This is a genomic window from Desulfosporosinus sp. Tol-M2 (assembly GCF_059735615.1).
In genome coordinates, this window is sequence record NZ_JCAIJG010000174.1 from 1 (window position 1) to 11,847 (window position 11,847).

The 11,847-nt window shown below is 46.5% G+C and carries 12 protein-coding genes; all 12 read right to left on the minus strand.

What is annotated here, in order from left to right; translation table 11 throughout:
* Window positions 1–38: 38 nt before the first annotated feature.
* The 12 genes from mreD to AC6I5A_RS12915 all read right to left on the minus strand — a co-directional run bounded on the left by mreD (window position 39) and on the right by AC6I5A_RS12915 (window position 11,729).
* Entirely contained in the window at window positions 39–407 is a 369-nt protein-coding gene (gene mreD / locus AC6I5A_RS12860; RefSeq protein ID WP_497900754.1) for a rod shape-determining protein MreD, read from the minus strand.
* Complete coding sequence (mreC, locus tag AC6I5A_RS12865) at window positions 407–1,273, minus strand: rod shape-determining protein MreC (protein ID WP_034616719.1); 867 nt, start codon at window positions 1,271–1,273, stop codon at window positions 407–409. Before mreC ends, mreD begins: the two co-directional genes overlap by 1 nt.
* 21 nt (window positions 1,274–1,294) lie before the next feature.
* Complete coding sequence (locus tag AC6I5A_RS12870) at window positions 1,295–2,314, minus strand: rod shape-determining protein (protein ID WP_034616721.1); 1,020 nt, start codon at window positions 2,312–2,314, stop codon at window positions 1,295–1,297.
* Window positions 2,307–2,915: a Maf family nucleotide pyrophosphatase gene (locus tag AC6I5A_RS12875; protein ID WP_052168096.1), complete on the minus strand. Its 609-nt coding sequence runs from the start codon at window positions 2,913–2,915 to the stop codon at window positions 2,307–2,309. Before AC6I5A_RS12875 ends, AC6I5A_RS12870 begins: the two co-directional genes overlap by 8 nt.
* A 1-nt stretch (window position 2,916) precedes the next feature.
* Complete coding sequence (locus AC6I5A_RS12880) at window positions 2,917–3,195, minus strand: DUF4321 domain-containing protein (protein ID WP_034616740.1); 279 nt, start codon at window positions 3,193–3,195, stop codon at window positions 2,917–2,919.
* Window positions 3,196–3,580: 385 nt separating this feature from the next.
* Window positions 3,581–5,008 (minus strand): aspartate ammonia-lyase, encoded by a 1,428-nt coding sequence (aspA, locus tag AC6I5A_RS12885; RefSeq protein WP_034616724.1) that lies wholly within the window; start codon window positions 5,006–5,008, stop codon window positions 3,581–3,583.
* Between the two features lie 45 nt (window positions 5,009–5,053).
* Window positions 5,054–6,649: a citramalate synthase gene (gene cimA / locus AC6I5A_RS12890; RefSeq protein WP_034616727.1), complete on the minus strand. Its 1,596-nt coding sequence runs from the start codon at window positions 6,647–6,649 to the stop codon at window positions 5,054–5,056.
* A gap of 358 nt (window positions 6,650–7,007) precedes the next feature.
* Window positions 7,008–7,637 (minus strand): redox-sensing transcriptional repressor Rex, encoded by a 630-nt coding sequence (locus AC6I5A_RS12895; protein WP_034616730.1) that lies wholly within the window; start codon window positions 7,635–7,637, stop codon window positions 7,008–7,010.
* A 123-nt stretch (window positions 7,638–7,760) separates the two neighbouring features.
* Window positions 7,761–8,483, minus strand: coding sequence for an SPOR domain-containing protein (locus AC6I5A_RS12900; protein WP_497900755.1), 723 nt, complete (start codon window positions 8,481–8,483; stop codon window positions 7,761–7,763).
* Window positions 8,484–8,567: 84 nt separating this feature from the next.
* A complete protein-coding gene (locus tag AC6I5A_RS12905) occupies window positions 8,568–9,575 on the minus strand; it encodes an inorganic phosphate transporter (protein WP_034616733.1) in 1,008 nt (335 codons plus the stop codon).
* Window positions 9,568–10,194, minus strand: a complete 627-nt coding sequence (locus AC6I5A_RS12910) for a DUF47 domain-containing protein (protein WP_034616735.1) — start codon at window positions 10,192–10,194, stop codon at window positions 9,568–9,570. The genes AC6I5A_RS12905 and AC6I5A_RS12910 overlap by 8 nt, the downstream gene beginning before the upstream one ends.
* 185 nt (window positions 10,195–10,379) lie before the next feature.
* Window positions 10,380–11,729: a bifunctional folylpolyglutamate synthase/dihydrofolate synthase gene (locus tag AC6I5A_RS12915; RefSeq protein ID WP_034616736.1), complete on the minus strand. Its 1,350-nt coding sequence runs from the start codon at window positions 11,727–11,729 to the stop codon at window positions 10,380–10,382.
* Window positions 11,730–11,847: the final 118 nt, after the last annotated feature.

An 11,847-nucleotide genomic window follows, 5' to 3' on the forward strand; every position in this document is an offset into this window, starting at 1 on the left:
CCTTGAATAACCAACGGTTAGTATTCCCTCGGTGACCATTAAAGCCCTGCACAAAGATTCAAAAAGGCGAACAACATTTTCCCCTCTGCGGTAACAAAAAAAGCCAAAAACGGAGTTAGAAGTAAATTATCCAAATACAAATATGGTGTTAGCAAATAGCTTAAAAAAGCAACCACCGCAAGCGTAAGCGTATACATGCCAATATAGCGCCCCAAATATAAGTCCTCTAATAAACCTGCGCCCAGTCCCCAAAGCACACCGGAAGGGAGACGATGGTGCATGGCAATATAGATCGTGAGTAACATGAGTAAATCAGGCTTAATCCCTGACCAGGACCAGAAGTGAAAGACCGTTCCCGGTAAAATCAGGCTCAGGAGAAACATTATTGCAATCAAAACATAACGCATTATTTTCCCCCCACCATTTTTATAATATAAGCCTCTTCCAGAGTATCAAAGTTAACCAAAGGTTCAATAAAAGCAGTTTTAAGCAAGCCTGTAGGGTCAAGCTTGATTTCCACAACTTCTCCGATTGGGACATCTTTGGGGTAAACCCCTCCAATCCCTGACGTCAGCACGAGGTCTCCAACATTGACATTATCTTCTCTTCGAAAGAGCATTTGCATATTCCCTTCTGAAGTCAAACGGGAACCGCGCTTATAGGTCCCTTGGACAATACCGAAGATTCCATTGCCTGAGCCGTTGCGCACAAGTGCACTAACCTGTCCTTCTCCATCAAGGATTAACAAGACTTCAGCGGTGGTCGGCGAGACGGAAATCACCTTTCCTATCAGTCCCAAAGCTCCGACGACCGGGTCATTCACCTTAATTCCATCCTTGCTTCCACGGTTCAATGTCAAGGTCAGATACCAAGTGGTGGGATTACGATTAATAACACTAGCCCCGACCTTTTCATACTTCTCAAGCGTCGGATTTTGAAACTGCCCCTGCTCGAGCTCCGTAAAGCGCATACCGGCCAGAACTTGTCCTTTTAGTTTTAAATTATCGCCTGTTAACTGGTCTACTTTCTTGAGAAGGGCTTCATTTTGAAGCTGCACTCTTCGGAAGTCCCAAATTACCCTCGTATTATCCCGGATTCCGTTCCCCAACTGAAAAATTGTTTTTTCTAACGGGCTCAAGGCGCTCTGCAAAAATCCCCCCACTGGGTTGGGAAAATTGCTACCCAGTCCTGTTAACCGGATACTGATAAGTACGCTTAACAAAAGAAAGAAAACGAGAACCGCAATTCCCGTTACATTAACTCTTTTCCCCACCCTAATTCCTCCCCGCTGTAGTTAACTCTTTTGCGAGTCGGCTATTCTACGAAGAATTTCTGCATGTTCCAGTACATGCCCAGTTCCGATAACGACACAGGATAGCGGATCCTCCGCCAAGTGTACTGCAATACCCGTTTCATCCGAGATCAATAGATCCAGGTTACGAAGTAAAGAGCCACCACCTGCCATCATAATTCCGCGGTCCATGATGTCCGATGACAATTCCGGCGGGGTTTTTTCCAAACACGATTTCACGGCATCGACAATGGCCATGACCGGCTCTTGCAAAGCATCTTGAATTTCTTCTGAGGTGACTTCAATGGTTTTCGGAAGTCCCGTTAATAAATCCCGCCCGCGCACTATATTAGTTCCAGGTTCAGACTTATACGCATACCCGATTTCAAGTTTGAGTGATTCTGCCGTACGATAACCGATCATTAAATTATATCGCCTCTTAATCTGGGCGATGATAGAATCATCCATTTCATCACCAGCCACTCGAATGGAACGACTTGTTACAATTCCACCCAAGGAAATAACGGCTACTTCCGTTGTCCCGCCCCCAATGTCTACGATCATATTCCCAGTCGGTTCACTGACCGGAAGGCCTGCTCCTATGGCTGCTGCCATAGGTTCTTCCAAAATAATCGGATCTTTCGCACCAGCTGCCATAGCCGCCTCTTTAACCGCCCGTTCCTCAACTTGGGTAACACCTGAAGGTACACAAATAACCACGCGTGGACGAATAAAAGGGTGTTCTGTACCAAGTGCTCGACCAATAAAATATTTCAGCATTTTTTGGGTAACATTAAAATCAGAAATAACCCCATCTTTCAAGGGCCGAATCGCTATGATATTACTTGGAGTCCGACCGATCATATCCTTGGCTTTGTCACCAACGGCCAGAGAAGCCTTTGTCGTTATATCCATCGCCACCACGGAGGGTTCCCGTACAACTATCCCTTTTCCTTTAATATAAACCAATGTATTGGCTGTTCCTAAATCTATTCCCAAGTCATTGCTAAAAAAATTAAACATGGTATATAAAAACTCCTTCCGTCTGCTCAATCCCCCACGCCCTAAGACATTCCGAGAGATATTCCATGGGTAAGCCAATGACATTAGTCAATGACCCCTCAACGTACTCGACAAATTTCCCAGCATCCCCCTGAATCCCGTAGGCTCCTGCCTTGTCCATCGCTTCTCCACTGGCCACATACGCCTTAATGTCATCCACTCCAAGTTGATGAAAACGCACGACTGTTTCTACCACGTCTGAAACCAGTCTTCCCGAACCGGAAATCAACGCCACACCGGTTAAAACGACATGGGTCCGACCACTTAAGCTTAGCAGCATTTCCTCTGCTTCCGCCTGTGTTTCTGGTTTTCCTAAAATGCGGGCGTCAAGGACCACCATCGTGTCCGCCCCCATAATAACATCCTGAATGTCTCCCCCCTGAGCTAACCAGTAAGTTAAACCCGCTTGGGCTTTGCGTACAGCTAACTCTCTAACCCCAGTCTCCGGCCTCATTCCTTCCGGCAATTCTTCTGAAACAGAAACCTTAACAGTTTCAAAGGGATATCCTCCCTTGCGAAGTAACATAGCCCTCCGTGGGGATGAAGAAGCAAGTATAAGCATCTTACACCNTNNTCCTAGACAAAAAATATCCCCCAAGTGCTCCCAAAATCGTCGCAATGGTTATACTCAAGCGAAAACCAAAGGAAAGCGAGAGAAAAAAGAAATCTATGTAAGTATGAGAGGGTACATCAATGACTGCCGGGCGTAAAAACGGAGCAAGAATGCCGTATTTTTCTAAGCCAAATCCAACCAAAGTTCCAAGAGCAGCACCGATCAAAATGAGCAAAACCGTTCTCCCTGCTCCCAAGGAATTTCGCCCCACAGCCTTTCCCCCTTCCATCCCAAGAAATTTAGCCTTGAACCCATAATTCCCTATGTTATTACATATAAGTGTAGCATTTTCGCCATTACTACGCAAGGTTGACACTATTCTATTTCTATTCTTGAGAAACTTGCGTTTACAATCCTCGCCTCGTCTATCGCCAACCGACATCTTACCATACTTGGCGATGGTCCCTTCTCACCATCGAAAAAGTACTCCAAACTCGAACAAGACTCTCGAATTGGAGTACTGTATAACTATTTGATCCAGTCGGGAGACTCCCCCACCTAAGACTCAATATTCAACTTTAGTTGAACGGGTTCACTCAATCTAAACCCCTTCTTCCGGGGCGAAGTACTTTAGTTAATTGTCTATGGCTGCCAGTATTTCTTACGCAAGGCATTCAAGGCATCCCCTTGACTCCCGACGATTTAAGAAGCACACCACCCGCAACACCCGGGTTGGTCATCTCATATGGGTTCAGGATCAGATCGAGTTCTTCTTTCGTCAGAACTCCTTTTTCCAGACAAATGTCACGGACTGATCGGCCACTTATGGTCGCCTCTTTGGCTACGTTTGATGCCACATCGTAACCCACATGGGGGCTAATAGCCGTCACGATGCCGACACTGTTTTCTACCATTTCGCGGCAACGTCCGACGTTCGCGGTGATGCCTACGACACACCGGTCCCTGAAGACACGCAACACGTTGCTCAGGATGTCCAAAGATTGGAGCAAATTTAAGACCATGACCGGTTCCATGGCATTAAGTTCCAGTTGTGCAGCCCCACACCCCAGCGCGATCGTATAATCATTTCCCTGAACCTGAAAGGCCACTTGATTAACGACTTCCGCCATCACTGGATTGACTTTTCCCGGCATAATGGAGGATCCTGGTTGCATAGGTGGTAAATTAATTTCATTCAATCCGGTCCGAGGACCGGAAGCCAACAGGCGCAGATCATTCGCTATTTTGGAAAGATTGACTGCTAAGATTCGCAACGACCCGGAAACTACCATGAACGTATCTGTATTCTGAGTCCCATCCACTAGGTTTTCGGCATTTCGCATAGGTAATTGTGTCCACTCACGTAAGCGCAGGACCACATTTTTAGTATACTCGGGATCAGCATTTAGCCCAGTGCCTATCGCCGTTGCTCCCATATTCATAACCTCTAGCGCTCGGATTGCCCGTTTGATGCGCCTATGATCACGTCCCAGCATGAGAGCATACGCTGCGAACTCCTGACCAAGCCGTATAGGAACGGCGTCTTGCAAATGCGTCCTCCCCATCTTAATGACACCATCAAACTCTTGAGCCTTATCCTCGAAGGATTGGCGCAACTTGTCGAGAGCTTCGAGCAAGTCATGAGCCACATTTAAGCTCGCGATACGCATTGCTGTGGGGAAAACATCATTGGTGCTTTGAGCCATGTTCACATGGGTATTCGGATGTACTTTATGATACTCACCCTTTTTCCCACCAAGGAGTTCAATCGCCCGGTTAGCGATCACCTCATTGGCATTCATATTTACGGACGTGCCTGCTCCACCCTGAATCACATCGACCACAAATTGATCGTGCAACAAGCCCTCGATTAATTCCCTTGACGCTTCGACTATAGCTTTTCCAATTTCAGGACTTAAGGCCCCAATATGCATATTGGCTTCGGCTGCCGCACCTTTAACCATACCCATAGCCCTGATCAATTCCCGATGCGGGTGATACCCCGTCATCGGAAAGTTCTCTGTAGCACGTACTGTTTGAATTCCGTAATACACGTCATCCGGTACTTCATGAACCCCTATTAAATCCTTTTCTTGTCGCATACTCTTCCCCTCCGCAAATCATCGTTCCTTTGTACATAGTACGAGTCATATACCCCTCGCCGACCCTCTCCAAATTGTCCAATTGATCGCATCAAGTAATGCCTGAGCACTGGCCTTCAATATATTATTTGATACCCCGATCGTACCCCAAACTTCGTGTTTCAGGCGCGTATCAATAATGACGCGAACTATAGCTTCGGTTCCACGCGAACCATCTAGAACTCTCACCTTATAATTCACTAGCTCACTTTCCTCTAAAATCGGAAAGAACTTAATGAGAGCCTGTCGTAATGCCGTATCCAGGGCATTCACCGGTCCACATCCCTCAGCTGCGATTTGGACTGTTTCCAAGCCAACTTTAACTTTGACTACTGCGACAGAATCAAGCTCTCCTCGCAAGGGGTCACTCCAGACATGATAATCTAAAACTTCAAAGGGTGGAGTGGTTAACTCCCCAAGTATCCTTAATAGTAAGAGATCGAGGCTCCCTTCAGCTGCTTCGAATTGAAACCCGCTATGCTCTAACTTCTTGATCCTGGTCATGGCTTTCTCAACTCGTGGGTCGTCTTTACTAACCATCGGTTCAAAACGCCGCAAGCGATCTAGAATATTGGCCTTCCCGGCTTGATCAGAAATTAATATTCTTCGTTCATTTCCTACCCCGGCCGGATCTATGTGTTCAAAGGTCCGTTGGTTTTTGAGAATCGCATCCACATGCATGCCCGCTTTATGCGCAAAGGCACTGCGACCAACATACGGCTGCCTCTCATCGAAGGGTGCGTTGGATAACTCGGCAACGAAGCGGGAAAAGGAAGTTATTTTTAACAAGGCTGAATCTGAAACGACCGTATAGTCCCCCTTAAGCTGCAGCAATGGAATGAGAGTGCTTAAATTGGCATTGCCACATCGTTCCCCAAACCCATTCCAAGTCCCCTGAATTTGGGTCACCCCAGCTTCAACTGCCACAAAGGTATTGGCAACGGCGAGACCTCTATCATTATGGACATGAATTCCTAGTTCTTGGAGTGCAAATTCAACCATCACCGCCTTTACACCTTGTGCTATCTCTTCAGGCAAACTTCCTCCRTTGGTATCGCATAAGATAGCGATTTTCGCCCCCGCTTCAAGGGCTGCGGCAATACACTTTAGCGCATAGTCCGGATTTTCCTTGAGTCCATCGAAAAAGTGTTCAGCATCAAAAAATACTTCACGTCCTTGGCTAACCAAAAAAGAAACCGACTCTCGAATCATACGCAGGTTCCCCTTTAAGGTCGTCCGTAAAACATCTCTAACATGTAGATCCCAAGCCTTTCCGAAAATCGTAATTGTATCCGCTCCTGATGCTAGGAGTTTTTGCAAAATTTCGCTCTTTTCCGGAGACTCCTTAACTTTGCATGTGCTCCCAAAAGCGACAATGCGCGCCTGGGAAGGGTGTAAGTCGCGAACTTGCCGGAAAAATTCCACATCCCGCGGGTTTGCACCTGGCCAACCCGCTTCCACAAAAAGACATCCCATCTCTTCAATTCGCTTTATGTAACTTAGCTTATCTTGTGTTGAAAAATGAATTCCTTCTCCCTGAGCTCCATCTCGCAACGTAGTATCGTAAACCGTAATTTTCTTCTTTCTTTGGATTTGATTCATTCTTCTCCACCTCTTTCACTTAACAAAGATCAAACAATAACCCCGTGACAGTTCCCAAGAACTTGCCACGGGGTTTTTTTCCCACACGGTGTAGTTGGCACCTTCCAACCTGTATCGCTCGGTCCAGACCCTTTCGGCGGAACCCTAGACACACTTCTTATATTGCTATTATACGACACATAATATTTATGTTCAACAATTAATGCATGAAATGAATTGCACGTTCAACACCAAAACCCCCCACCACAGTTCCACTCCCCCGGCGACCCAAGCTAGAGGAAGTTTCTTAGCTTAGGAAGCACGGAGAGAGGAATCGCGTCATGAGCGCAGATGATAAGGCGTAAGAAACTTCTTCCTATCACCTTTGCGCACTGACATTAAATGTCAACACTTCAAGGTTTACCACCAGATCCACATTCCGGAGCTCAATCTCCGGAGGGACATTCAAGACGACCTGCGCAAAGTTCAGGATGGCTTTCACATCAGCTTTAATCAATTGATCAACGACTTCTTGAGCGGCGGACGCAGGCACGGCTACAATACCAATCTGTGTGCGGTTTTGTTTGGCGACCTCAACCAGTCGCTCGATAGGCATAATTTCCACGTCGCCGACCATGGTTCCCACTTTTTGGGGATCCGTGTCAAAAATACTGGTGATGATAAAACCCCGTTTCCGGAATCCTTTATAGGTACTTAAGGCCAATCCTAAGTTTCCCGCCCCAACCAAGGAGACACTCCAATCAACGCTTAAACCGAGGATCCTCAAAATATGTTGACGAAGATCTTTGACATTATAGCCAACACCCCTCGTCCCAAACTCTCCAAAGTAGGCTAAATCTTTGCGCACTTGTGCCGGGCTAACACCGACTCCCTCCGCAATATCTCTCGAGGAGATAGTTATTATCCCTTTTCGATCGACTTCAGTCAGATAGCGCGAGTAGACTGAAAGTCTAATAATAGTTGCTTCCGGAATTTTTAGAGTTTTCAAATTGGTTCACTCCTTTCTCAGCTGATATTCTTGATAATTGTATAGATAGTTAATTATATCACTAACAAGTAAAAACGCAATTTATTCATGTCTAATTATAGGATTAATCTCCTTTATTAGTAATTATTTACCGGAAAGCCTATTTATAACCATCTGGGATTCAATAAATAATGATAGCATTAAAGTTTTTTGGTCTTCAAAAGTGGTTTTTTCGCGAACCTTACAATAAAATTGATGGAGTCCTTCCAATTCTTTTGGCGGATAATCCCCAGCCAAGGCGTTCCAGGCCTGCTTTTCTTTAATCAGGGCTTCTGCTGTCAACCCCTCCTGGAGTATGGAATTGACGTTTGTTAAAAGTTCCGCCGTCAGTTGCGAAGCATTACCGACGACACGAAATGACCTCTCCGGAAGTAGGACTTGTTTTGGAACTGTGGAAATTTCCTTATCGGCAAGGGATTGTCGCAATCCCTTAAGCTCATCTGCAGAATGACCAAAACCAATCCCTACTGTCCAAGGATCGGTGCGGATCACTTCGGCATTAAGATTCGACACCCTAAGCTGCTCTTTTCTCAATTGAGCGTTACTCTCACTTTGAAAGACCCCGACCTGGCAAGTCCAGAATTTCACTTCTGGAAGGGTCAAAACGATGTCTGGCAGCGGATTAGCGTCTCTGCTGCGATATTGCACGGCTTCAGCCTTCTCACCGCTAGCTTGCCCTACGATTTCCAAATAAATCTTACCCACCCCCCAGGTCAGAAAACCTATAGCCATTAGCCCCACGATCAGGACAACAACAACTCGAATGCGTTCTGAACGCCTCACATACCCCATTCCCTTCCACGCCACTTCGGACAACCCTTTTACGGGAAGATATGTTGGACATGAAGGAAATAGACCTTAATACGAAGGAAATAGACCCAAGTACGCAGGCTAGAGAACTTTCATCAACAACGTATAAAAGAGAGCTGCCAAAAGGGCTGTTGTGGGTATCGTCACCAGCCAAGCGATGAGCATTTGTTGGGCTACCCCCCATCGCACGGCGGAAATCCGTTTGGCAGACCCCACCCCCATAATGGAACCCGAAACGACATGGGTCGTGGAAACAGGGAGATGCAGACCTGGGAATGCGGTCGCTGACCAGATAACAAGTGAGGCTGTTAAATCTGCAGTAAACCCGCTTATGGGCTCTAGTTTGAAAATTTTATCCCCCATAGTGCGAATGATCCTCCACCCTCCCATAGCGGTACCCGCGGCCATCGCCAAGGCACAAGCTGTTTTTACCCAAAATGGCGGGATAAGGTCAGTTTGGGCTTGCAATCCCCCGGCTATGAGGGCCATCGTGATAATCCCCATTGATTTTTGGGCATCATTGGACCCGTGGGTAAAGGCTAGCATTCCTACAGCTAATAATTGCATTTTCTTAAAGCCATGATTGACTCGGGACGGTGAAAAGCTACCAAAAATGAAAAACATTATCTTCATAATTATGAAACCTAAAATTATCCCAGCTATCGGGGAAAGAATTAGGGCAGCCAGGATTTTCCCTAAACCGTACCACTGCAAAATACTAAATCCTGCTTTAGAAATTGCTGCTCCGGCCATTCCGCCAATAATCGCATGCGAAGAACTGCTTGGAATTCCAAAATACCAGGTGATAAGGTTCCAGATAATCGCGCTCAGCAAGGCGGCAATCACGACCTCTTGAGTCGCTAATTTTGGTGAAATAATGTCTTTCGCAATGGTTTGGGCAACCCCGGTACTAAAGAGAGCCCCCCCAAGATTTAAGAAGGCAGCCAAAATCACAGCTCGTTTCGGTGTTATAGCCCTTGTCGAAACACTAATAGCAATGGCATTGGCGGTATCATGAAACCCATTGATGTAGTCGAATGCCAAGGCTAAAAAAACCACCACTACTAACATCGCGCCGATACTAGTCATATTTTAAGACCACGCTTTTGAGAAGATCGGCAATGGCTTCACTATGATCTAACGTGGTTTCGATTTGCTCCAGAATCTCTTTCCATTTGATGATCTCAATCGGGTCTTCCTCGTATTCGAACAAACGAGCTACTTCTTGACGGTAAAGCTTGTCCCCTGCGATTTCCAGGTGATAGATCTCTTCAGCTGCAGCCAAAATTTTAGTTTTTTGAAAATGGATGTTCCCTAACCCAGAGAAGGCAATCTGAATTTGCTCAGCTGCCAAACCCACCAGATGGGTAAGTTCCTGTGTTCCCAGCGATGGTTTAACTGTGTGGTAGAGATGCATGCGTTCGACAATCCCGTCGGCGAGGTCGACAATATCATCGAGAACTTGAGCCAGTTTATAAATATCTTCCCGGTCCATCGGAGTAATTAACGTGGAACTCAGCCGCTCCAAGATTTGCGTGGTGACATTGTCTGCTTCATGTTCGAAACGATTCATTTGAGCAGTGTCTTCGGCGGATACACAATCTTGCTGCATAATCCCTTGGAGCCTTTTGAGTGATTTAGTGATGATTTCGGTACTTTGTGTGAAAAGAAGATAAAATCGGTCTTCTTTTGGTGATAAACCAAACATGAAAATAACCCCCACCCTACAAATTTTCTCAGGCAGCCACGGAAACAGTCTCATGCTAACGAATTTCGTAACTTCCAACTAGAAGTACGAACGTTATGGGTAGTATGGTTTCATTCCAAGGAGCATTATATCAAATCCCAGGGAAATTTGTGTTAATTCTATGTTAAGTTGTTAAGTTTGTTAAGTTAGAGGAGATTCTTCTTAACAAAGAGTTTATGTTTCAATTCATTTATCAAAGCAAGGCGAGCATCTGCCAGCATATAGATTGAACCGGTTACGCAGAGCATATCATTTTCTTTTAGACGCGAGAGGGCAAAAATAACCGCTTCTTTTGGGTCTTCAATGCAGGTTACAGGCCGCCCATGTTGTGTAGCCAAACTCCCCAGAGCTCTCCAATCCCCCGCACGCGGTGAATTCGGACGGGTGATAATGATTTCGTCCGCCAGAGGCACAAGCATATTAACGACTTTTTCCCGTTCTTTGTCCGCCAACATCCCTAAACAGAGGATGAGGTGATCCCGTGAATAAAGCGGGATCTCTTGCACCAGGGCCCGAGCTCCGTCCAGATTATGAGCCCCATCCAAAAGGATTTTAGGCTTTAAGGAAAGCAGCTCCAGCCGTCCCGGCCACTTTATCTCGCGTAAGCCGGCGTAAATTGCCTCCTGGGGTATATGTACTCCGTACTTAGTTTGCAATATTTCACAGACTGTTACTGCTGTTGCCGCATTGCGAAGTTGGTGGAATCCGATTAAGGGCAGGCGCAGATTTGAATAGGTGGCGTTCAATCCTCGGAGAGTAAATTCCTGCTCAAGCTCTCCACTCCATGTGCTTTCCCAGCGGACATCTTCCCCCACCAAACAAAGCGGAACGCCCACGGCTTTCGCCTGTTCACGAAAGACGTGAATCACGTCCGGATTTTCAGACGCCGTTACGACAATCGAGTGCGGTTTAATGATTCCCGCTTTGACCTTGGCAATGGAGATCAGATCATTTCCCAAATAATCCATGTGATCCATACCAATATTCGTAATCACAGAGATCAGGGGGGAAACCACATTCGTTGAATCGATTGCCCCACCAAGTCCAACTTCAAGCACAGCAAAATCGACGTTTTCCTCTGCGAAATAGAGTAAAGCCAGCGCAGTACTTACCTCAAACTCGGTCGGATGCTCAAACCCTTCGGCGACCATGGCTTCCGAATATGGGCGCAGACGACTAAGCGCCCGAATGACTTTTTCCTTAGGAATCATCTGGTCATTAATTACCATACGCTCGCGCCAATCATGCAAATGGGGTGAGGTGAAAACCCCAACCTTGTAGCCGGCTTCCTGCAAAATACGGGCGATCATGACTGTTGTTGACCCCTTGCCGTTTGTCCCCCCCACATGGACCACGCGCAGGGCTTTTTCCGGGTTTCCTAAGCGCTTGAAAAGTTCCTGCATACGCCCCAACCCTAAATTTATACCAAACGTGGTCAGGTTGACAAGGTATTCCAAGCTCTCTTGATAGTCCTTCTCCAGATCGTTATGGCACATGCCCCGTTTTCCTCCTGTTTCGCCGCTTCAAAGTGAATTGCTTAAAGGTCTTGTTTGAGCTCCCTTAGGCGTTCCTTTAAGGCGGCAGCGCGAGCCACAATCCCCTCGAGTCTTTCCC

Coding starts and splice junctions, on each gene's coding strand:
- mreD (WP_497900754.1), bottom strand. CDS start 407: ATGCGTTATGTTTTGATTGCAATAATGTTTCTCCTGAGCCTGATTTTA.
- AC6I5A_RS12870 (WP_034616721.1), bottom strand. CDS start 2,314: ATGTTTAATTTTTTTAGCAATGACTTGGGAATAGATTTAGGAACAGCC.
- AC6I5A_RS12875 (WP_052168096.1), bottom strand. CDS start 2,915: ATGCTTATACTTGCTTCTTCATCCCCACGGAGGGCTATGTTACTTCGC.
- aspA (WP_034616724.1), bottom strand. CDS start 5,008: ATGCGACAAGAAAAGGATTTAATAGGGGTTCATGAAGTACCGGATGAC.
- AC6I5A_RS12905 (WP_034616733.1), bottom strand. CDS start 9,575: ATGACTAGTATCGGCGCGATGTTAGTAGTGGTGGTTTTTTTAGCCTTG.
- AC6I5A_RS12910 (WP_034616735.1), bottom strand. CDS start 10,194: ATGTTTGGTTTATCACCAAAAGAAGACCGATTTTATCTTCTTTTCACA.
- AC6I5A_RS12915 (WP_034616736.1), bottom strand. CDS start 11,729: ATGTGCCATAACGATCTGGAGAAGGACTATCAAGAGAGCTTGGAATAC.